We start from the raw sequence: 21,345 nt of genomic DNA, 5'->3' as shown, positions 1-21,345 counted from the left end.
CTCCGACAGGCAAGTGCCTGCCACCTCCCCCTGGCGGGGGAGGATCGATAGAGTTCCAAAATGTCAGGCTATTGCCGCGCGTCTCGCGCCGCGCCCCAGCGCGCTCCGAAACGAAAAAAGGCGGGGCGATCGCAAGGATCGCCCCGTAGTTCAGGGAGAAGACCGGGACAGGGGAGACCCGGTCAAATCGCCGTCCACAGGGGGAGAGGGAGCGGCGACGCACTCCCCTTCGCCTCGATATGTTGCAGGGATATGTCGAACGTGGCGAATGACGAACTTTTCACCTGACGGAATTCGAAGGTACACGCCCTATCGCAATCCTCCCCCGCCAGGGGGAGGTGGCAGGCGTTAGCCTGACGGAGGGGGAGGAAACGATAACGCCTGATGCATGTCCCCCCCTCCGTCACCTTCGGCGCCCCCCGGCGGGGGAGGATCGAGATCAAAATCCGAGCGCCCGCCCCGCCACGGCATCCAGCTTCGCCACCAGCACCGGATCGCGAGCCTCCCGCGCCGTAATGATCGCGCTATCCAGACAAATATCAATCGGCGATGCCGCCCGCTCCACCGGCAACACGCGCAGCAACGCCATCACCATCGCCCGAGCCTTCGCCGCATTCGCACCAAGCTGCGCCACCACTTGCGTCACATCGACGCCCGCCTCGTCCTCGCGCCAGCAATCGTAATCCGTGACCATCCCGACCAGCGCATACGGAAGCTCCGCCTCCCGCGCGAGCTTCGCCTCGGGCATCGCGGTCATCCCGATCACATCGCACCTCCATTGGCGGTAAAGCCGGCTTTCCGCCCGCGACGAAAATTGCGGGCCTTCCATCGCGAGATAGGTGCCCACGTCGTCGACCTGCGCGCCCGCCTCCCGCGCAGCGTCGGCGGCATAGCGCGACAAGCGCGGGCAGACCGGGTCCGCCATCGAAACATGCGCGACGAGGCCCGAGCCGAAGAAGCTCGACGGCCGCCCCTTGGTGCGATCGATGAACTGGTCGACCACGGTGAAACTCCCCGGCGGCCGCTGCTCGACCAACGACCCGACCGAGGACACCGCCAGCACGTCGGTCACGCCAAGCCGCTTCAACGCATCGATGTTCGCCCGCGCGTTCAGCTCCGACGGCGAGATCCGATGCCCCCGACCATGTCGCGGCAGGAACGCCACCCCGACATGCCCGACGCGCCCGGTATAGATCGCATCGGACGGCTCGCCCCAAGGCGTCTCGACCGTCTGCCAGCGCCCGTCCTCAATTCCGTCGACCGCATACAGCCCCGAGCCGCCGATGATCCCGATCGTCCAGCCCGTCATTCGGCGAGCGCTCTCGGCCGCGCATAGACGAAGTAGATCACCAGCCCGAGCAGGTTCCAAAGCCCGAAATACAGCTGCGTCTTCGAAGGCAGGCTGAAGAACAGATACAGGCACCCAAGGATACCGATCGTTCCAACCAGCGTCGCGGCAGGCGCTCGGAAGGTCCGCACTGCATCGGGCGCACGGCGACGCATCACCAGCATGCACGCACAGACCGCGACGAACGCGGCGAGCGTGCCCGCGTTGGCGAGCGCCGCGATCTCGGCGAGCGGCAACAGCCCTGCAATGACCGCAACGATCGCCGCGGTGATCCACGTGATGCGGACCGGGGCGCCGCGCCGCGACACCTTGGCGAGGCTTAGCGGGAGCAACCCGTCGCGCGCCATCGTGAAGAAGATCCGGCTCTGGCCGAACAGGAACGCGAGCAGCACCGTCGGCAAGGCGATCACGGCGGAGGCGCCGAGGAAGGTCGCGAACCCGGGTCGGCCAATCTCGCGCAGAATCAGCGCGAGCGGCTCAGCGCTGCCGGCGAACCGCGTGTAGGACAGCGCACCGACGGCCGCGACTGCGACCAGAATGTAGATCGCGATGCACGCGACCATCGACCCGACGATCCCGATCGCGAGATCGCGGCCCGGGTTCTTGGTCTCCTCCGCCGCGGTGGAGATCGCGTCGAAGCCGTAGAACGCAAAGAATATGATCGCCGCCGCCGCCATGACGCCGCGTTCGGCCCCGTCGGGCTGCACGGCCTTGGGGAAGCCGTAGGGCATGAACGGGTGGAGGTTGGCGCTGTCGAAGTAATGCAGCGCGATGAACACGAACACGGTCAGCGCGATCATCTTCACGCCGACCAGTACCGCGTTCAGCGTTGCGCTCTCACGCGTTCCAAAAGACAGAACGCCCGCCACGACCGCGATGATGAAGATCGCCGGCACGTTGAGGATGCCGCCGAGCTCGGGGCTGAGCGTCAGCGCCTCCGGAAACCCGAACGCCCCGCGCAGCAACGGCGCCGCATAGCCGGACCAGCCGACCGCGACGGTCGACACGACGAGCGAATATTCGAGGATCAGCGACCAGCCGATCACCCAGGCGATCAGCTCGCCGAGCACGACATAGCTGTAGGTATACGCGCTGCCCGACGCCGGGATCATCGTCGCCATCTCGGCATAGGCGAGCGCCGCGCAGGCACAGATCCCACCGGCAATGATGAAGGACAGGATGACCGCGGGACCAGCGAGCCCTGCGCCGACGCCGATCAGCGTGAGGATACCGGTGCCGACGATCCCGCCGACGCCCATCGCCACGAGGTGGGGCCACGACAGCGTCCGCGCTAGCTGATGCTCGGGCGGCTGCTCGGTGACGATTTTTCGGCGAAACAGACTGGCCACGGATATCCCCTCTTGTTCTGTGGGGAGTGGCACAGGACGTAACCGGGGGGCAAGGCCAGCGGCCAACCACTTACCTGAGCGACAAGATCCTCCCCGGCGGAGGCCGGGGTCCAGTTGGCAAGGTCATCGTGGCGATGCACAGCGCTATGTCAGCAGCGTCTCCCAACTGGGCCTCGGCCTTCGCCGGGGTGGTAGGAGAGGGGCCCAAATCGAACGGCAGTCCGCTCGTCCTTGTTCTCTCGCGAAGGCGGGAGCCCAGTCTGGGTCCCCGCCTTCGCGGGGAAACACGCTAACTTACGGCAACTCTCAGACCGTGAAGCTTTCCCCGCACCCGCACGCGCCCTTGGCATTCGGGTTCTGGAACACGAACCCGGCGGTGAAGTCGTCTTCAACCCAGTCCATCGTCGACCCAATCAGGTACAAAATCGACCCGCCATCGACGAACAAGGTCCCACCCGGCGTATCGATCCGCTCGTCGAAAGGCTTGGCCTCGGTGACGTAATCCACCGAATAGGCCAGGCCCGAACACCCACGCTTCGGCGTCGACAGCTTCACCCCGATCGCATCCTCCGGAGCCCGCGCCATCAAATCCGCGATGCGCGCATGCGCCGTCGCCGTGAGGTTCAGCGCCGCCGGCCGTGCTCGCAATGTCGTCGCCATCACCAATTCCTTCTGCTCCCTCCCGCCTGCGGGAGGGGTCGGGGGAGGGCTTGAACAGCAGCGTTCCGCTCTCCCCTCCCTTAACCCCTCCCGCAAGCGGGAGGGGAATTGTTACAGCATGCCCAGCTCGAGCTTCGCCTCATCCGACATCTTCTGCGGATCCCAAGGCGGATCCCAGACCAAATTCACTTCCGCAAACCCGACCCCCGGCACCGACCCGACGCGCATCTCGACTTCCGCGGGCATCGACTCCGCGACCGGGCAGTTCGGCGTCGTCAGCGTCATCGCCACCACCGCATGCCCGTCCTCGGTCACCTCGACGCCGTAGATCAGCCCCAGGTCATAGATGTTCACCGGGATTTCGGGATCGTAGATCTCCTTCAGCGCATCGATGATCGCATCGTACACTGCGCCACCGGGCTCGCCGGGCGAGTCCACCTGCGGCTTCTGCGCCAGGAAGCCCGCGAGATAATCGCGCTTCCGCTCCGCGTCGGAGTCCGTCTCCATCACGACGCGCGCCTTGGGCGGCGATGCGACGGCATCCACTTCCTCGATCTCGAACCGATCGCTCATTTGAAGATCCTCGTTACTCGCTCGATACCGCGCACCAGCGCCTCGACGTCCGCCGGCCCGTTATACACGCCGAAGCTCGCGCGTGCCGTCGCCTCGACGCCCAGCGCCTCCATCAACGGCTGCGCGCAATGATGACCGGCACGGATCGCGACGCGCTCCTCGTCCAATATGGTGCCGATGTCGTGCGGATGAACCCCCTCGATCGTGAAGCTTACGATCCCCGCCGAGTCCGCCGGGCCGTACAGGCGCACCGAATTGATCCCCGACAGCGCCTCGCGCGTCGCCGTCACCAGCGCGCTCTCATGCGCGTGGATCGCGTCGAGCCCGATGCTCTCGACATAGTCGATCGCCGCATGCAGCCCGAGCGCCCCGACTATATGTGGCGTCCCCGCCTCGAACCGTCCCGGCGGCGGCGCGTAGGTGGTCTTGGCGAACGACACCTTGTCGATCATCGATCCGCCGCCCTGGTACGGCGGCATCGCGTCGAGCAATTCCGGCTTGGCCCAGAGCACGCCGATCCCGGTCGGACCGTACAGCTTGTGCCCCGAGAACACGTAGAAATCACAGCCGATCGCCTTCACGTCGACCGTGATCCGCGGCACCGACTGGCACCCGTCGAGCAGGATCTTCGCACCAACCGAATGCGCGATCTCGGTGGCGCGCTTGGCGTCGAGCACCGAGCCGAGCACGTTCGAGACATGTCCGAGCGCGACCAGTTTGTGCGCCGGCGTGATCATCCGCTCCATGGCGTCGAGATCAATGCGGTGGTTGTGGGTCAACGGCAGCACATCGATCGCGACGCCGAGGCGTTCAGCCATCATCTGCCACGGCACGATGTTCGAGTGATGTTCGAGCATGGAGAGCAGGATGCGGTCGCCCGCCTTCAACTGCGTCCCAGCCCAGCACTGCGCAACCAGATTGATCGCCTCGGTAGCACCACGCACGAACACGATCTCATCAGGCGAACCCGCCCCGATGAACCGCGCGACGGCCTTCCGTGCGGCCTCGTAGGCTACGGTCATGTCAGCGGACCGCTGGTACACGCCGCGGTGCACGGTGGCGTAGGTCTCGCCATACGCACGCGTAATAGCGTCGACCACGACCTGCGGCTTTTGCGCGGTGGCGGCGGTATCGAGATACGCCCAGCCCTCGGGGATCGCCGGGAAATCCGACAGGCGATCCAGGGGACGAACGTCGGCGATCACACTCACAACGCCCGCTCCAGCCACGCATCGGCGTCCGCCACGAAAGCCTCGCGCACCGTCTCGTCCGCGATCTGGACGAACGCATCGCCGACAAACGCCCGCGTGAGCAGCGCCTGCGCCTTGGCATGCGGGATGCCGCGGCTCTGCATGTAGAACAGCGCGCGCTGGTCGAGTTCGCCGACCGTCGCGCCGTGCGCGCACTTCACGTCGTCCGCGAAGATCTCCAGCTCGGGCTTCAAATTCACCGTCGCGGTGCGCTGCAACAGCAACCCGCGCAACGACTGCACGCCGTCAGTCTTCTGCGCATCGCGCGCGACCTCAACCCGCGCCGCAAGGCTCGCGGTCGACTTGTCCGCAGCGACCGCACGCCAGATCTGCTTACTCTGCCCGTTCAGCGCGGCATGCCGCACCGACACCGCGCACTCCTGTCGCTGATCATTCCGCGTCAGCAGCGCGCCGCCATATTCGGCAAACGCATCGTCACCCGTCACCGTGATCGCACCATCTATCCGCGTCCCGGCATCGCCCGCGCCCAACACAGTGACGATCAGGCTCGCTTCGGCACCGACCTCGACCTCGTCGCGCAACGACACGAAGCCACCGGCCTGAAGCAACCGCACCGCGCGCGTCAGCTTGGCCCCCTTGCCAAGCATTATCCGCGTCGACCGGTTCGACCAGCCAGCCCCGACATAGGTTTCGACCACCGACGCGCTCGCGCCGGCGACGAGAACGATCTCCGCCGGCAGCTGATTGTCGCCGCCCGTCGCGATGTGGACGATCTGGATCAGTTCGGCCGTCGCATCCGCGTCGACGCGCAAGGACCAGCCCAGGCCCGTCGTCCGACGCCCAAGCGCGTGCGATCCGCCGTCGATCGGTACGATCGTGACGTGCCGCAGATCGCTGCGCCCCTCGTCGAGCACACCATCGACGAACACCGCCCGCGCACCCGGCAAGTCGAGAAACCACTCGTCAGCATCCACCGCAACGCCGCGCGGCAGCTCGGCCGCCGCCGCGATCGCCGCCGGATCACCCCAGCGCCAAGACTCCTCGCGCGTCGAAGGGAGTTCGATCCTGAAATCCTCCCCGGCACGGGGAGGGGGACCGCGACGCGTAGCGGCGGGGTGGAGGGGGGCTTCCCCAGACGCTACGCCAAGCGGAGAACCCCCTCCACCAGCTTCGCTGGTCCCCCTCCCCGTACCGGGGAGGATTTGCGACAGGCTACTCACGCGGCAATCCCCACATAGCCTTCGCTCTCGAGCTGCTTGGCAAGATCCTTCCCGCCCGAGCGGACGATCTTGCCGTCCGCCAGCACGTGCACGAAGTCCGGCTCCACGTAATCGAGCAGCCGCTGGTAGTGCGTGATCAGCAGCACCGCCTTGTCGGGCGCGCGCATGATGCGGTTGATGCCGTCGCCGACGACGCGCAGCGCATCGATGTCGAGCCCCGAATCGGTCTCGTCGAGGATCGCGAACTTCGGGTTGACGATTCCCATCTGGACCATCTCGTTGCGCTTCTTCTCGCCGCCCGAAAAGCCGACGTTCACCGGCCGCTTGAGCATGTCGTAGTCCATGCCAAGCAGATCCGCCTGCCCGCGCGCGAGCTTGAGGAACTCGCCGCCGGACAGCGGCTTCTCGTCCCGCGTCGCGCGCTGGGCGTTGAGGGCCTCACGGAGGAACTGGACGTTCGACACGCCGGGAATCTCGACCGGATACTGGAAGCCAAGGAACACGCCTGCCGCGGCGCGCTCGTGCGCCTCCAGCTCGAGCAGGTCGACACCGTCGAACGTCACCGAGCCCGCCGTGACCTCATAGCCGGGCCGCCCGCCGAGCACATAGCCCAGCGTCGACTTGCCCGCCCCGTTGGGCCCCATGATCGCGTGCACCTCGCCCGCGTTCACTTCGAGCGACAGGCCCTTGAGGATTTCCTTGCCGTCGATCTCGGCATGGAGGTTTTCAATTTTCAGCATCAAATAAAACTCACAACAAATGCAATCAACGACGTTACCGACATGACCAAAAGCACTGCAATGCCCAACCAACTCGTAACCAAGCGTATCTTGAATGCTCTAGGGTTTCTCTCGCGGGAAAACTGAACCCTAGGAAAGAAGCCTTCGATAGCTTCGCCGGTACGCATTTCTTCTAGGGTCGTCTGATATAGGTACAAAGCGCTTCCCCCTGTAAGAATACCAAAGAGGAAAAAGAACGCGTTCACCCCACCGACCCCTCAAGGCTGATCCCCAGCAGCTTCTGCGCTTCGACCGCAAACTCCATCGGCAGCTGCTGCAACACCTCCCGCGCGAAGCCATTCACAATCAGCGCGACCGCCGCCTCCTGGTCCAGCCCGCGCGACATCGCGTAGAACAGCTGGTCCTCGGAGATCTTCGACGTCGTCGCCTCATGCTCGATCTGCGCGGACGGGTTGCGGACCTCGATGTACGGCACGGTATGCGCGCCGCACTGGTCGCCGAGCAGCAGGCTGTCGCACTGCGTGAAGTTGCGCACGCCTTCCGCGGTCGGCGCGACGCGCACCAGCCCGCGATACGTGTTGTCCGAACGCCCGGCCGAAATCCCCTTCGACACGATCGTGGATCGCGTGTTCTTGCCGAGGTGGATCATCTTCGTGCCGGTATCGGCCTGCTGGCGATTGTTCGTCACCGCGACCGAATAGAACTCGCCGACCGAGCCATCGCCGAGCAGCACGCACGACGGGTATTTCCACGTGATCGCACTGCCGGTCTCGACCTGAGTCCAGCTGACCTTCGAGTTCTTCCCCTGGCACAACGCGCGCTTGGTGACGAAGTTGTAGATCCCGCCGACGCCGTTCTCGTCACCCGGATACCAGTTCTGCACGGTCGAATATTTGATCTCGGCATCGTCGAGCACGACCAGTTCGACCACGGCGGCATGCAACTGGTTCTCGTCGCGCATCGGCGCGGTGCAGCCTTCGAGATACGAGACGTACGACCCCTTGTCGGCGACGATCAGCGTGCGCTCGAACTGCCCGGTATTCTCGGCGTTGATGCGGAAATACGTCGACAGCTCCATCGGGCAGCGGACGCCCTCGGGGATGTAGACGAACGTGCCGTCGGAGAAGACCGCCGAGTTCAGCGTCGCGAAATAGTTATCGCGCTGCGGCACGACCTTGCCGAGCCACTTGCGGACGAGCTCGGGATATTCCTTGATCGCCTCGGAGATCGAACGGAAGATCACGCCGGCAGCCTCGAGCTCCTTGCGGAACGTGGTCGCGACCGAGACGCTGTCGAACACCGCATCGACCGCGACGCGACGCTTGGGCGTGCCGTCCTCGTTCAACGGATCCTCGACCACGCCCGCCAGCACCTTCTGCTCGCCGATCGGAATGCCGAGCTTTTCGTAGACGCGCAGTATCTCCGGATCGACCTCGTCGAGCGACCCGAGCTTCGGCTTCGCCTTGGGCTCCGCGTAATAATACGCGTCCTGGTAATCGATCGGCGGCACGTTGAGCTTCGACCAGTCGGGCGCCTCCATCGTCTGCCACAGTACGAACGCCTTCAGCCGCCAGTCGAGCATCCACTGCGGCTCGCCCTTCTTGGCGGAAATGAAGCGCACGGTGTCTTCCGACAGGCCCTTGGGCGCGAATTCCTGTTCGATGTCCGAGGAGAAGCCCCACTCGTACGTCTTGTTCGCGGCGGCGTATGCCTCTGCGTTCCGGGTAGCCATCATCTGTCCTCGGCCGCAAAGCGGCTCTCTAAAATCTCCACGGCTCCGCGGCTCCGCGTGAACAAACCTGATTCACGCGGAGCGGCAGAGCCGCGGAGGAAAAGGTGAAGCGCTGCGCGCGATGTGTTTTTCATGCGGGCACCTGCGAAAGGGGGGCTTGCGAGAGGCTGGCAAGCGACACGCCGGCGAGCGCACCGCGGACCGCGCCGTTGACGGCGTTCCAGTGCGGCTTCACCTTGCACGTCTGCTCGACACAGCAATCCTGCGATGCGCCATCGACGCACGAGGTCAGCGCGATCGGTCCCTCGACCGCCTCGATGATGTCGGCGAGTGAGATCATCGCGGGTGGTCGCGACAGGCGAAAGCCACCGCCAGTGCCGCGCGTGCTCTCGATCAACCCGGCCGCGGACAGCCGGCTCACCAGCTTCTGCACGGTCGGCAGCGGCACGCCGGTTTCCTCCGCGAGCAGCGTCGCGTTCAGCCGCGCGATACCGCCACAATGACGCGCCGCGGCACTCATCATCACGACCGCATAGTCGGCAAGGCTGGAAAGACGCATGGTAGCTTCGAAGTCCAATCGGACCGATACGATCCGATTGGTCAAATGGGCTTTGTGCAGTGCATCGTCAACCCGCCGAGCCGTGCTAACGACTCGCAACTGGAGCCGCGTTTTCCGCATCGCACACGACCCGAAAGCTTGACTTCCCCCCTCCCTGGAAGGGAGGGGTCGGGGGTGGGTCGGCTGCTGACGTCAGAGAGCACCAGCCAACGGACCAACCCACCCCCAGCCGCTCCCTTCCAGGGAGGGGAGCAAGAATGACCCTTCCCGACAGGTGGAAGGAGCAAGGACGACGCGCATGGCCTTCTACCACCCGATCCTGTTCCGCCTCGACGCCGAGCGCGCGCATACGCTGACCATCGCCGCGCTCGCCGCGTGGGGGAAGACCGGCGCGCCGCTCGCGCCCAGCGTACCCCGGCTCGCGACGACAGTGGCGGGAATCGCCTTCCCCAATCCGGTCGGCTTGGCGGCAGGCGTCGACAAGGACGGCCGCGCGATCGACGGCTTCTTCGGGTTGGGCTTCGGCAGCGTCGAGATCGGCACGCTCACGCCGCTCGCCCAGCTCGGCAACCCCAAACCCCGCATCTTCCGCCTTCCGCAAGATCGTGCAGTCATCAACCGCCTCGGCTTCAACAACGGCGGCCTCGATGGCGCGCTTCCCCGTGCGCAGAGCGCAAGGCGGAATGGCATCCTCGGAATCAACGTCGGCGCGAACAAGGACGCCACCGACCGCACCGCCGACTACGTCCACGGCGTCACCCGAGCCGCGCCCCACGCCGGCTACATCACCATAAACATCAGCTCCCCCAACACTCCCGGCCTGCGCGACCTCCAGCACGGTGCCGCCCTGCGCGATCTCCTCGCCGCCTGCACCGCCGCCAAGGGCACCACGCCGATCTTCCTCAAGGTCGCCCCCGACCTCGACCCCGCCGACATCGACGACATCGCCCGAGCAGCCCTCGACAACCGCATCGACGCGCTGATCGTCAACAACACGACGATCTCCCGCCCCGGCCTGCGCTCAGCCAATGCCAAGGAAACCGGCGGCCTGTCCGGCGCGCCGCTCGCTCCCCTGGCCCGCCAACGCCTGTCGGACTTCCGCAAGGCAACCGGCGCTGCGATCCCGCTGATCTCGGTCGGCGGCGTCGACAGCGGCGCCGAAGCCTATGCCCGCCTCCGCGCCGGCGCGAGCCTCGTCCAGCTCTACACCGCGCTGGTGTACGAAGGACCCGGCCTCCCCGCCCGTATCCTCCGCGAACTCGAGGCGCTGCTGACCCGCGACGGATTTGCGGCGGTCGCCGACGCAGTAGGGGTCGACGCCTAACGATCCTCCCCCGCCAGGGGGAGGTGGCTGGCTCTTGCCAGACGGAGGGGGCGGAAAAGGGCAACCTCTGTTCCGTGTCCTCCCCCTCCGTCGCCTACGGCGCCACCTCCCCCTGGCGGGGGAGGATCGCGAGGTCGACTGGCGAGACGGGTTGCCTAGTATTCGAACCACGCTACGCTCGCGCTCGATGAAGACCTCCCTCCTAGCGCTCGCCCTCCTCGTCCCCGCAGCCACCGTACAGGCGCGCCAACCCGCCCCAACGAAAGACCAGGGCATGGTCAGCGCCGCAGACCCGCGCGCAGCCGCGGCCGGCGTCGAGATCCTCCGCGCCGGCGGCAGCGCCACCGACGCCGCGATCGCAACGATGCTAGCCCTTAACGTCGTCGAACCGCAAAGCTCGGGCATCGGCGGCGGCAGCTTCTGGATCTCCCACGCGGCCGGCGGCGCGCTCAGCACGATCGACGCGCGCGAAGAGGCCCCCGCCGCCGCCGACGCACGCTGGTTCTACGCGCCCGACGGCACGCCGCTCAGCCACAGCGACGCGGTCCCCGGCGGTCGCAGCGTCGGCATCCCTGGCGCGCTCCGCGGCATGGCGCTCGCGCACCGCGCGTCGGGCAAGCTCCCCTGGTCGCAACTGTTCGCCCCCGCGATCCGGCTCGCGACCAACGGCTTCAAGGCCTCCCCCCGCCTCGTCAACGGCATGACCGCCTATGGCGACCACATCACCCCAGAGACGCGCAAGCTGTTCTCCGCCCCCGACGGCTCGCCGGTCGCGATCGGCGCGGTCATCAAGAACCCCCAGCAAGCCGCCCTCCTCCAGCGCATCGCCACCCAGGGCCCCGACAGCTTCTACGTCGGCCCCGAAGCACAGAAGATTGTCACCGCGGTCAACACCGCCGCACGGAATCCGTCGAAGATGACGCTCGGCGATCTCGCCAGCTACGACGCCAAGTCGCGCCCGCCGGTCTGCGTCAAATACCGCGTTTATCGCGTCTGCGGGATGGGCCCGCCCTCGTCCGGCGGCATCACCGTGCTGATGATCCTGAAGCAGCTCGAACGCTTCGACATGGCCAAGCTCGGCAAGGACAGCGCGCAGGCCTGGCACCTGTTCGCCGAATCCTCGCGCCTCGCCTATGCCGACCGCGATCTGTACGTCGGCGATCCCGATTTCGTCCGCGTACCGGTACAGGGCATGCTCGACGCCAAGTATCTTGCAGCGCGATCGGCGCTGATCTCGCCGGCGAAGACGATGGCAAACGTCGCTCCCGGCACGCCCCCCGGCGCCCCCGCACGCACCCGCGCACTAGTCAGCGAAGTCCCCGGCACCACCGACATCGCCACCGTCGACGCCCGCGGCAACGTCGTCGAGGTGACCACCACCGTCGAGGGCTATTTCGGCTCCGGCATCACCGTCGACGGTACGGTCCTCAACAACCAGCTCACCGACTTCGACATCGTCCCCGTCAAGGACGGCGCGCTCGTCGCCAACCGCGTCGAGGGTGGCAAGCGCCCGCGCAGCTCGATGTCTCCGACGATCGTCTACGGCCCCGACGGGAAGGTGCGCCTCGCGGTCGGCGCAGCCGGCGGCTCGACGATCATCGCGCAGGTCGCGAAGGCGATCATCGGCGTGGTCGACTGGAAACTGTCGGCACAGGACTCGATCGCGCTCGGGCTGCTCTACGCCCCCGGCCACGTCGCTGCTGCCGAAAAGGGCACGGAGCGCGAGGCGATGGTCCCCGCGTTGCAGGCGCTAGGCGAGACCGTCCAGGTGGCTGCACTCGGCCTGAAGGCAAACGCGATCGAACGCGTCGGCGGCAAATGGGTCGGCGCTGCAGACCCCCGTAGCGAGGGTGTCGCGATCGCGGAGGACGGTACCGTCACCCAGATCCAACGCGTCGGCAAACTCCAGCGTGCGCCGGAGTAACGACAAACGCCACCTCCCCGGCGGAGGCCGGGGTCCAGTTGGAAAGGTCGCAGTAACGACGCGCAAACCTCAACTAGCACCGTTTCCCAACTGGACCTCGGCCTTCGCCGGGGGGGTGCTTTGCTCGTGGCGCGGATGGGGTTGAGCCCCCGCCGGTTATGACGCACTAACCGACCAACGCCCAGCATCGCGTCGTACAAGGCGCAACGGCACAGCGCCCAGGGAGAGACAATGGCCCGCCAGCTCGAACGCTTCCCGAACCTCGTCACGATGTTCTTCACGCGCGCCACGGAGAAAGGCGACGCGCCGTTCCTCTGGACCAAGACAAGCGGCACCTGGGTCGCCACCAGTTGGGCCGAAGCCGCCCGTCAAGTCGCCAGCCTAGCCACCGCGCTAACCGCGATCGGCCTGAAACGCGGCGACCGCATCATGCTCGTCGCCGAGAACCGCCCCGAATGGTGCCTCAGCGACCTCGCGATCATGGCAGCCGGCTGCATCACCGTGCCGACCTACGTCACCAACACCGAGCGCGATCACCTCCACATCATCGAAAACGCCGGCGCCTGCGCGATCATCGTCTCGACCGCGAAACTCGCGAAGACGCTGCTCCCCGCGGTCATCCGCTCGAACCAGGCGCAGACCGTGATCGGGTTCGAGGACATGAAGGTCCCCGCCGGGATCGACTTCCACAACTGGCACGCGCTGATCGCCGCGCACCAGACCGCCCCCGAAACCGCCGCCGCCCGCGCCGACTTCGAACGCGAAGACCTCGCCTGCATCATCTACACGAGCGGCACCGGCGGCGCGCCGCGCGGCGTGATGCAGCATCACGGCGCAATCCTGCACAATTGCGCCGGGTGTGCGTCGGTCATCTCGGAGGATTTCGGCTGGGACGACGAGGTCTTCCTCTCGTTCCTGCCCTTAAGCCACGCCTATGAACACACCGGCGGCCAGCACTTCCCGATCTCGCTCGGCGGACAGATCTACTACGCCGAGGGCCTGGAAAAGCTCGCCGCCAACATCGAGGAGACGCGCCCGACGATCATGTTCGTCGTCCCCCGCCTCTTCGAAGTCCTCCGCACGCGCATCTCGAAGACGATCGAGAAACAGGGTGGCGCCTCGGCGTACCTCCTGCGCCAGGCCCTCGACATCGGCAGCAAGCGCTACGCCGGTCGCCTGCGGCTGATCGATCGGCCGATGCAGGCCGCCGTCGCCACGTTGTTCAAGCCCAAGATCTCGAAGAAGTTCGGTGGCCGGCTGAAGGCGATGATCTCCGGCGGCGCCCCGCTCAATCCCGAGGTCGGCCTGTTCTTCGAAGCGCTCGGGCTCACCTTCCTGCAAGGCTATGGCCAGACCGAAGCCGCCCCGGTCATCTCGTGCAACCGCCCCAAGGCCGGTGTCCGCATGGACTCGGTCGGCCCCGCGCTGAAGGACACCGAGGTCCGGATCGCCGAGGACGGCGAGATCCTGGTCCGCGGCGAACTCGTCATGCACGGCTATTGGCGCAACGACGCCGAGACCGCGAAGGTGCTGAAGGACGGCTGGCTCCATACCGGCGACATCGGCGAGATCGACGACCGCGGCCGGATCCGCATCACCGACCGCAAGAAGGACCTCATCATCAACGACAAGGGCGAGAACGTCGCCCCGCAGAAGGTCGAGGGGATGCTCACGCTCCAGCCCGAGATCGCGCAGGCGATGATCGCGGGCGACAAGCGCCCGTACATGGTGGCGCTGATCGTGCCTGATCCCGAGTGGACGCAGGAATGGTGCGCGGGGAATGGCGACGCCTGCAGCTTCGCGCGGCTGGCGGAGAACAGCGAGTTCCGGACGGCGATCGGGCATGCGGTCGAACGGGTGAACAAGGACCTGACGGTCACGGAGCGGGTGCGGCGGTTCGTGCTCGCGGATGGTCCGTTTACGATCGAGAACGAGCAACTGACCCCCAGCCTGAAGATCCGCCGCCACGTCCTGAAACAGGCCTACGGCGAGAGGTTGGACGCGCTGTATAAGCCTTAAAGAAAACCCCTCTCCCCCACGGGGAGAGGGAGGGCCCCACGCGCCCTTGCGCGTGGGAGGGTGAGGGGCGTGAGGCTCGCAACGCCTTCGCCAAAGCCCCTCACCCTTCCGTCGCCAAGTAGCTCCTCCCTCCCTCTCCCCCGTGGGGGAGAGGGACTAGTCGATCACTTCTTCGCGGAAGCAGCAGCTGGCACCACGGCCATCGTCCAGTCCTTCTCCGGCCGCAGATACTTCGCCGCCGTCGCCTGCAACTCCACCGGCGTCGTCGCCACCAGATCGCTCGCGATCCGCTGCGTCGCCGCGATCCGCCGCGGATCGAACGTCGCCCCGCCCAGCTGCTGCAACCAGAACTGGTTCCCGGTCGAGGCACGCAGGATATACTGCCCCATCGGCTTCTTGATCCGGTCCAGCTCGTCCGCCGCGATCGGCGTCGACACCAGTTCCGATGCGATCTGGCGGGCGATCTGGAAGAAGAACGACACCTTGTCCGGTGCGACCTGCCCGATCGCGACCATCCGGCCGCCGGTGGTCATGCCCACCGGCCACTGACTCGACACGTTGGGGCTGTAGCTTGCGCCTGCCGCCTGCCGAAGTCGCTCGAACAGTCGATCGCTGAACACCTGCGCCAGCACGTCGAGACGCCGCGCCTCGACGATGTTGTCGATCCCGCCACCGGTCGGCCACGCGATCACCGCCGCCGCCTGGTTCTCAGGCCCGGTATGCGCACGCATCACCGGCGTCGCATTATGCGAGGGGAAGCCGACCGGCGCGCCCACCGTCGACACCGCCGTCCGCGGCTTCATCGCCCCGAACGACTTGGCGACCGCCGCGATCGCGTCCTCGGTCTTCACGTCGCCGAAGATCGAGACCTCGACCGGCCCGGTCTTCAGGATCGGCTCCCAGAACGCGCGGAAGTCCTTCGCATTCAGTGCCTCGACGGTCGGCTTCGACGGCGTCCCCCAACGCGGATCGCCTGCGCGCAGCAGACCCTCGAGGTCACGCGACAACACACCGTCCGGCGACGAATCATACCCCGCAAACCCTGCCAGCGCCGCAACACGGGCACGGGCGACCGGCGCCGGATCCCACGCCGGGAACGCGAGCTTGGCCGCCATCAGCCGCAGCTGATCCGAATAATCCGCCGGCGACGTGATCGCGCTCAGCGTAAAGGCATCGTCGTCGATCCCGAAATCGAGCCCGATCCGACGCCCCGCCGTCAGCTGGTCGAGATCGCCTTGGTCGAGCTTGCCGATACCCCCTGCGACCAGCGCGAGATCACCCGCCCAAGCCGGCGTAGGCCGGTTCGACGGGATCGCGGTATAGCCGCCACCGAACCGCACGCGCACATACACGCGCCCGGTCTCGCCCGCGTTCGGGAACAGCAGCACGCGCGTGCCGTTGGCGAAGTTCACCTGCTCCATGTCGAACGCGGCAATCTTCTCGCGGCTCGCGACGACGCCCGGCTTGCCGAGCGACGGCAGCTTCGAAAAGTCGACCGCAGCCTGCGCACGCCGCTTGCCGGCAAGCCCCGATACGTCAGCCTTCAAAGCGGTCGCCAATTTGTTCGCAGCCCCCGCATCAGGCCTCTGCGTATTCACGAGAGCCCGGGTCGCGGTTCCCTCGAAGATCGCCTTGCTCGACGCGAGCAGCGTGGCGGGCGTGAACATGCCCTTCGCCTTCGCGTCCTGCAGAATCTTGTACGAGGTTTCCGGCCCGGCGACCGTCTCGCGGATATCGAGCGCGCCGACCATGTCGTCCGCCTGCTTCGAGCCCGCCTCGACCTTCGCCGTCTCGACGCTGGTCCGCATGATCGTGTCGAAATCGGCATATTCGCGGTCGACTTCGGCCTGGCTCGGCGCGTTGGTCTGCGCGTCGGCGATTACCGCGCGCACGTCCTTCAACGCCGATTCCCAGTCGGTGCCGATCGGCACGATGTTGACGCTGGTCAGGTTCGCCGAGCGCGACACGTCGTCGATCGATACGCCCGCCTGCAGGAAACTCCCGCCCGCGCGTGCCCGCGTCTCGAGCCGCCGACTGATCAGCCGCGTCGCCAGCACGTCGACCAGCCGCTTCTGGTTCATGATCGCGGTGTCGTCCTTATACTCCCAAGGCCGCACCACGCCGAGCGTCACCACCGCCGGAATCGCCGGCTCGGCGATCGTCGCGGAGACCGGCGCCTTCGGATCGGGCTTGCCGAAATCGGGCGCTGGCACGACCGGGCCGATGCCCTTCCAGTCCGCGAAGTTCTTGACGATGAGGCGCCCGAACAACGCCGGATCCATGTCGCCCGAAATGATGACGACAGTGTTCTCCGGCCGATACCAGCGATCGTGGAACGCCTTGACCGTGGCGCCAGTGGCGGCCTCCAGCGTCTTGATATTGCCGATCGGCGAACGATCCGCGAGCGGCTGTCCGGCGAAGAACGTCGCGCGGATCGCATCGCCGAACCGCACCTGCGGCCCCGGCTGTTCGCGCTGTTCCGCCAGCACGACCGGACGCTCGGCGGTGACCGACGCGTCGGTGATGACCGGCTTTTCCATCATCCCCGACATGATCTTCAGGCTCTCGTCGAGGCCAGCCTCGGTCGCCGACGGAAGATCGAGCTTGAACGTGGTCGAGGTCGGCGTCGTCTGCGCGTTGGTATCCGAGCCGAAAGTCGCCCCGAACCGCTGCCAGACGCGCTTCGCCTCGCCGTCCGGCACGTATTCCGAGCCGCGGAACGACAGATGCTCGATGAAATGCGCGAAGCCACGTTCGCTGTCCGTCTCGTTCAGCGACCCCGCGTCGATCCGCACGCGCACCGACACCTGGCCCGGTGGCACGCCGTTCTTGCGCACCGCAAAGCGCATGCCGTTGGGCAACGTGCCGAACTTCCACTCGGGATCCCGCGTAAGATCGCTGCCCTTGTAGAGCCACGCGGTCGTATCGATTCCCGGCAGCTCGGGAAGCGTCGGCGCTTCCTTTGCAGGGGTAGATACGGCCTGCTGCGTCGCCATCTGGCCGCTCGCCGGAATGGCGATGCCGAGGATGACGGGGATGAGGACGGGAGCGCGGTAAAAGCGCGAAAAGGACACCATGGTTCACCTGTAGCGGTCGCGGGCGTCGCTCGCCAGTGCCCTGCCTCCGCACCGGGCGCGCGGTGCCATCATTTCGTCCAACACTGCCGGTATATCGTGTCCGAACAAGGGGATCGGCGCCGCCGCGCGCCTGGATGCAGGGTAGAGATGACGGTCGAAGCCGAACTGGGGCACGAACTGGGGCAGTGTTCATTGTGGCGGGATTCGGGCGAACCGGCAGCACGCCGCGGCGTTCGGGTGCCCGATCTCAACGTCATATCCGGCGCGCCCAAACCCGGCGCACCAATGGTCGCCGAAGCCAACCGCCCGTTGATCATCCGCGTCGGCAAGCACCTGCGCGGCGTGTTCGACCGCATGATCGCCTCGTCCTCCCTGGTCGCCAACGATCCGGTGCTCGACGTCCGCGACTTCGCCTGGACCGCAGGCCTGCGCGAGAACTGGGCCGCGATCCGCGACGAGGCGGTCCGCGTCGCGCTGCAAGGCGAAGCGTCGCCCAGCCTCGCGACGATCTCGCCCGATCACCGCTCGATCGCCGAGGTCGACAAATGGCGCTCGTTCTTCCTCTATGGCTACGGCTATCCGATCGAGGAAAGCCTAGCCCGCTGTCCGCACACGGCCGCCGCCGTCGCACGCATTCCCGGCCTCAACAGCGCGTTCTTCTCGATCCTTGCGCCCGGCACGCACATCCCCGAACATCGCGGCGTGACCAAGGGCCTCATCACCTGCCACCTCGGCCTGATCGTGCCGCGCGACGGCGATGTCCGCATGCGCGTCCACGACCGCACCGTCCGTTGGGCGGAAGGCGAGACGCTCGTGTTCGACGACACCTATCAGCACGAGGTCTGGAACGACACGACCGGCACCCGCGTCGTGTTGCTGATCCAGTTCGAACGCCCCCTGCGCAACCCCGGCAAGTGGATCGCCGACCTGTTCCTCGGCGTCGTCCGCCGCTCCGCCTTCGTCCAGGACGCGGTCCGCAACATCGGCAACTGGAACGCCGCGGTGAAGGCAATGGACGTCTGAGTGATCCCGCGTCGGAGTCCGCGTGAGGGCCCCCGTAAGAGGTTGCACCGATCCGGACCGATCTCCGGACGTCGTTGTGATCGCCTATTGATAAGCTCGGCCCAGCAGTGGGAGAAGGCGCCGTGGACAGTGATCGTACGAAACCGAGGTTCATCCTGACGATCGATGGCGGCGGGACGCGCGGGCTGATCCCCGCGCTGATCCTCGCCGAGCTGGAGCGCCGGATCGGCCGACCACTGCACGACTGTTTCGATCTGATCGCCGGTACGTCGACCGGTGGAATCATCGCCGCCGGCCTCACCGCACCCAGCGAGGCGGATCCGAAACGGGCCGCGTGCACGGCGAGCGACCTCGTTGATCTCTACCGCAACGAGAGCAAGCGGATATTCCCGCACATCTTCGGCGTACCCCTTCGCGTACCGGGCTGGCCCTATAGCGCGCGGCCGCTCGAGCGGATCCTGGCGGCGCGGATCGGCACGCGCGTGACGACGCGCGATGCGCTGACGAATATCGTCATTCCGGCGTATGACCTTCTGGCGCGCAAGGCAGTGTTCATGGCCGGCGGCCCCGACTATAACCGGAAGCTCGGCACCCCCGAGCGAGTTTTCCCGCTGCATATCGCCGCGCGCGCGACATCGGCGGCCCCGACGTTCTTCAAGCCGGCCGCGATCGACGATCCCACCAAATTGGAGCCGGATCTGCTGATGGTCGATGGCGGCGTGTTCGCTAATGATCCGACGATCGCCGCGATCATCGAGGGGCGCAAGCTCGGCTGGCATCTCGGCGACATCGAGATCCTGTCGCTGGGTACGGGCCGGTCCGATCGCCCCTATCCCTCCGCGCGGAACTGGTCGTTCCTGGGCTGGGTGAACCCGTTCCGGGGCGTGCCGATCTTCTCGATCCTGATGCAGGCCGGTTCCAGTACGATCTCCTATCAGGCCCGGCGGCTGGACATCGCCGCATATGACCGCGCCGATTTCGCGTTGCCCTCTGGTGATGGCGGACTGGACAATTCGAGTGCCGCGTATCTCGCCGCTCTCACCACGCTGGCCAAGGACTGGATCGTCGCCAACGATGCCGTGCTCACCCGCTGGGCCGACAAGCTACGGACCAAGCAGTCGGATCCGCCGCTGCCGCTCGCAGCGTAAGTCCCTGACGCAATTTGCACGTTTCGCGTTGCCGGACAGCCAAAGCGCAGTACCGGCGCGAATGAGGTAGCCGGAATGCCCTCACCCCCCGAAAGAAACCGTTTCCCGTTCCGCGCTTGATCCCCCGCCCCCTTCGGGCCACATGCCCCTCATGCTCATCGAAACGGAATCCACTCCCAACCCGTCGACGCTGAAGTTCCTCCCGGGACGCACCGTCATGGAAGCCGGCACGCGCGACTTCGCCACCCCCGAGGAAGCCGAGGTGAGTTCGCTTGCCGACGCGATCTTCGGTCTCGGCGACGTCACCGGCGTGTTCTTCGGCCGCGATTTCGTCTCGGTCACCGCCGCGCCCGGCACCGCCTGGTCGGACCTCAAGCCCGACGTGCTCGCGATCCTGCTCGATCACTTCTCCGCCGCGATGCCGCTGTTCAAGCCCGCGCGCGCCGGCTTCTCGGTACCATCCGATGAACCCGCATTGTCGGACGATCCCGCCGATGCTGACATCGTCGCGCAGATCCGCGAGCTGATCGACACGCGCGTCCGCCCCGCGGTGGCGAACGACGGCGGCGACATCGTCTATCGCGGCTTCGACAAGGGCAAGGTGTTCCTTCAGCTCCAGGGCGCCTGCGCCGGCTGCCCGTCGTCGAGCGCCACACTCAAGAACGGCATCGAGCAGCTGCTGAAATACTACGTCCCCGAAGTCACCGAAGTGAGAGCCGTCTGATGCGTCAGAAACTCGACGACACCGTCCTCGACGCCGTCTTCCGCGATGCCCGCAGCTATAACGGCTACACAGACCAGCCGGTCGCCGAGTCCGAACTGCACGCGATCTGGGACCTGATGAAGTGGGGCCCGACCTCCGCCAACCAGCTCCCCGCGCGCCTGATCTGGGTCACCAGCGACGAGGCCAAGCAGAAGCTCGCCGATGCGTGCAGCGCGCAGAACCAGCCGAAGATCCTCAACGCCCCCGTGTCGGTGATCATCGGCATGGACACCAATTTCCACGAACATCTCCCCGAGCTGTTCCCGCACGCTGATGCGAAGTCGTGGTTCGACGGCAACGCAGAACTGCGCGAGGCGTCCGCGTTCCGCAACTCGACGTTGCAGGGGGCGTATTTCATCATCGCCGCGCGGATGCTCGGGCTCGATACCGGGCCGATGTCGGGCTTCGACGCGGGCGAGGTCGATGCGGCGTTTTTCCACGACACGCCCGCGGTGCGGACCAACTTCATCTCGACGCTCGGCCACGGCGACCCCGCGACGATCTACGCCCGCTCGCCCCGTCCCGACTTCGCGAAGTTCAACAGCATCGCTTGAGGCGGAACCTGCTCCCTCTCCCCTGCGGGGAGAGGGTTGGGGTGAGGGGCAGTTGGGAAGGGCAGCGCTCGCGGCGCCCCTCACCCTTCCCTCTCCCCCCGAGGGGAGAGGGTAAGAAGTA

General features: G+C 66.5%; 17 protein-coding genes. 7 read left to right on the top strand and 10 right to left on the bottom strand.

What is annotated here, in order from left to right; genetic code table 11:
- Nucleotides 1-439: 439 nt before the first annotated feature.
- The 9 genes from mtnP to AC59GX_RS14145 form a co-directional block, all read right to left on the bottom strand.
- Nucleotides 440-1,309 (bottom strand): S-methyl-5'-thioadenosine phosphorylase, encoded by an 870-nt coding sequence (gene mtnP, locus AC59GX_RS14185; RefSeq protein WP_426281273.1) that lies wholly within the window; start codon nucleotides 1,307-1,309, stop codon nucleotides 440-442.
- Nucleotides 1,306-2,697 carry an amino acid permease gene (locus tag AC59GX_RS14180; protein ID WP_426281274.1) on the bottom strand — a complete coding sequence of 464 codons (1,392 nt, stop codon included), beginning with the start codon at nucleotides 2,695-2,697 and terminating at the stop codon, nucleotides 1,306-1,308. The genes mtnP and AC59GX_RS14180 overlap by 4 nt, the downstream gene beginning before the upstream one ends.
- Nucleotides 2,698-3,003: 306 nt before the next feature.
- Entirely contained in the window at nucleotides 3,004-3,357 is a 354-nt protein-coding gene (locus AC59GX_RS14175; protein ID WP_056057673.1) for a HesB/IscA family protein, read from the bottom strand.
- 111 nt (nucleotides 3,358-3,468) lie between these two features.
- A complete protein-coding gene (locus AC59GX_RS14170) occupies nucleotides 3,469-3,930 on the bottom strand; it encodes an SUF system Fe-S cluster assembly protein (protein WP_056057670.1) in 462 nt (153 codons plus the stop codon).
- Nucleotides 3,927-5,141, bottom strand: coding sequence for a cysteine desulfurase (locus tag AC59GX_RS14165; RefSeq protein ID WP_426281275.1), 1,215 nt, complete (start codon nucleotides 5,139-5,141; stop codon nucleotides 3,927-3,929). Before AC59GX_RS14165 ends, AC59GX_RS14170 begins: the two co-directional genes overlap by 4 nt.
- Complete coding sequence (locus AC59GX_RS14160) at nucleotides 5,138-6,361, bottom strand: SufB/SufD family protein (protein ID WP_426281277.1); 1,224 nt, start codon at nucleotides 6,359-6,361, stop codon at nucleotides 5,138-5,140. Before AC59GX_RS14160 ends, AC59GX_RS14165 begins: the two co-directional genes overlap by 4 nt.
- Nucleotides 6,358-7,101: a Fe-S cluster assembly ATPase SufC gene (sufC, locus tag AC59GX_RS14155; protein WP_056489234.1), complete on the bottom strand. Its 744-nt coding sequence runs from the start codon at nucleotides 7,099-7,101 to the stop codon at nucleotides 6,358-6,360. The genes AC59GX_RS14160 and sufC overlap by 4 nt, the downstream gene beginning before the upstream one ends.
- A gap of 241 nt (nucleotides 7,102-7,342) precedes the next feature.
- Complete coding sequence (gene sufB, locus AC59GX_RS14150) at nucleotides 7,343-8,833, bottom strand: Fe-S cluster assembly protein SufB (protein WP_497301932.1); 1,491 nt, start codon at nucleotides 8,831-8,833, stop codon at nucleotides 7,343-7,345.
- A 130-nt stretch (nucleotides 8,834-8,963) separates the two neighbouring features.
- The gene (locus tag AC59GX_RS14145; RefSeq protein WP_060523825.1) at nucleotides 8,964-9,392 is read right to left on the bottom strand and encodes an SUF system Fe-S cluster assembly regulator; all 429 of its coding nucleotides are present in this window, start codon (nucleotides 9,390-9,392) and stop codon (nucleotides 8,964-8,966) included.
- 298 nt (nucleotides 9,393-9,690) lie between these two features.
- On the opposite strand from AC59GX_RS14145, the gene AC59GX_RS14140 reads away from it, so the two are divergent.
- The 3 genes from AC59GX_RS14140 (at nucleotide 9,691) to AC59GX_RS14130 (ending at nucleotide 14,659) form a co-directional block, all read left to right on the top strand.
- Nucleotides 9,691-10,716 carry a quinone-dependent dihydroorotate dehydrogenase gene (locus tag AC59GX_RS14140; protein WP_426281278.1) on the top strand — a complete coding sequence of 342 codons (1,026 nt, stop codon included), beginning with the start codon at nucleotides 9,691-9,693 and terminating at the stop codon, nucleotides 10,714-10,716.
- Nucleotides 10,717-10,903: 187 nt separating this feature from the next.
- Complete coding sequence (gene ggt, locus AC59GX_RS14135; RefSeq protein ID WP_497301929.1) at nucleotides 10,904-12,640, top strand: gamma-glutamyltransferase; 1,737 nt, start codon at nucleotides 10,904-10,906, stop codon at nucleotides 12,638-12,640.
- A 231-nt stretch (nucleotides 12,641-12,871) separates the two neighbouring features.
- The gene (locus AC59GX_RS14130) at nucleotides 12,872-14,659 is read left to right on the top strand and encodes an AMP-dependent synthetase/ligase (protein ID WP_426281280.1); all 1,788 of its coding nucleotides are present in this window, start codon (nucleotides 12,872-12,874) and stop codon (nucleotides 14,657-14,659) included.
- Between the two features lie 164 nt (nucleotides 14,660-14,823).
- Here the strand turns inward: AC59GX_RS14130 and AC59GX_RS14125 are convergent, their stop codons facing one another.
- Entirely contained in the window at nucleotides 14,824-17,736 is a 2,913-nt protein-coding gene (locus tag AC59GX_RS14125; protein WP_426281282.1) for a M16 family metallopeptidase, read from the bottom strand.
- Nucleotides 17,737-18,021: 285 nt separating this feature from the next.
- Here AC59GX_RS14125 and AC59GX_RS14120 point away from each other — a divergent pair, with 285 nt between their 5' ends.
- The 4 genes from AC59GX_RS14120 (at nucleotide 18,022) to AC59GX_RS14105 (ending at nucleotide 21,224) form a co-directional block, all read left to right on the top strand.
- Nucleotides 18,022-18,759 (top strand): aspartyl/asparaginyl beta-hydroxylase domain-containing protein, encoded by a 738-nt coding sequence (locus AC59GX_RS14120; protein WP_426281840.1) that lies wholly within the window; start codon nucleotides 18,022-18,024, stop codon nucleotides 18,757-18,759.
- Between the two features lie 122 nt (nucleotides 18,760-18,881).
- On the top strand, nucleotides 18,882-19,907 hold the full coding sequence (locus AC59GX_RS14115; protein ID WP_426281283.1) for a patatin-like phospholipase family protein: 1,026 nt from the start codon (nucleotides 18,882-18,884) through the stop codon (nucleotides 19,905-19,907).
- A gap of 151 nt (nucleotides 19,908-20,058) precedes the next feature.
- Nucleotides 20,059-20,631 (top strand): NifU family protein, encoded by a 573-nt coding sequence (locus tag AC59GX_RS14110; protein WP_093398839.1) that lies wholly within the window; start codon nucleotides 20,059-20,061, stop codon nucleotides 20,629-20,631.
- Entirely contained in the window at nucleotides 20,631-21,224 is a 594-nt protein-coding gene (locus AC59GX_RS14105; RefSeq protein ID WP_426281284.1) for a malonic semialdehyde reductase, read from the top strand. Before AC59GX_RS14110 ends, AC59GX_RS14105 begins: the two co-directional genes overlap by 1 nt.
- Nucleotides 21,225-21,345 lie beyond the last annotated feature (121 nt).

It is taken from the genome of Sphingomonas sp. 320_CC (genome assembly GCF_059691795.1).
The sequence above is the reverse complement of the archived record's forward strand: the minus strand, read 5'-3'. Positions and strand labels throughout refer to the sequence as shown.

Excerpts from the sequence above, each read along its gene's own strand:
- AC59GX_RS14120 (WP_426281840.1), top strand. The coding sequence starts at position 18,022 with ATGGTCGCCGAAGCCAACCGCCCGTTGATCATCCGCGTCGGCAAGCAC.
- AC59GX_RS14145 (WP_060523825.1), bottom strand. The coding sequence starts at position 9,392 with ATGCGTCTTTCCAGCCTTGCCGACTATGCGGTCGTGATGATGAGTGCC.
- AC59GX_RS14130 (WP_426281280.1), top strand. The coding sequence starts at position 12,872 with ATGGCCCGCCAGCTCGAACGCTTCCCGAACCTCGTCACGATGTTCTTC.
- sufB (WP_497301932.1), bottom strand. The coding sequence starts at position 8,833 with ATGGCTACCCGGAACGCAGAGGCATACGCCGCCGCGAACAAGACGTAC.
- mtnP (WP_426281273.1), bottom strand. The coding sequence starts at position 1,309 with ATGACGGGCTGGACGATCGGGATCATCGGCGGCTCGGGGCTGTATGCG.
- AC59GX_RS14125 (WP_426281282.1), bottom strand. The coding sequence starts at position 17,736 with ATGGTGTCCTTTTCGCGCTTTTACCGCGCTCCCGTCCTCATCCCCGTC.
- AC59GX_RS14110 (WP_093398839.1), top strand. The coding sequence starts at position 20,059 with ATGCTCATCGAAACGGAATCCACTCCCAACCCGTCGACGCTGAAGTTC.
- AC59GX_RS14105 (WP_426281284.1), top strand. The coding sequence starts at position 20,631 with ATGCGTCAGAAACTCGACGACACCGTCCTCGACGCCGTCTTCCGCGAT.
- AC59GX_RS14175 (WP_056057673.1), bottom strand. The coding sequence starts at position 3,357 with ATGGCGACGACATTGCGAGCACGGCCGGCGGCGCTGAACCTCACGGCG.
- AC59GX_RS14170 (WP_056057670.1), bottom strand. The coding sequence starts at position 3,930 with ATGAGCGATCGGTTCGAGATCGAGGAAGTGGATGCCGTCGCATCGCCG.
- ggt (WP_497301929.1), top strand. The coding sequence starts at position 10,904 with ATGAAGACCTCCCTCCTAGCGCTCGCCCTCCTCGTCCCCGCAGCCACC.
- AC59GX_RS14140 (WP_426281278.1), top strand. The coding sequence starts at position 9,691 with ATGGCCTTCTACCACCCGATCCTGTTCCGCCTCGACGCCGAGCGCGCG.
- sufC (WP_056489234.1), bottom strand. The coding sequence starts at position 7,101 with ATGCTGAAAATTGAAAACCTCCATGCCGAGATCGACGGCAAGGAAATC.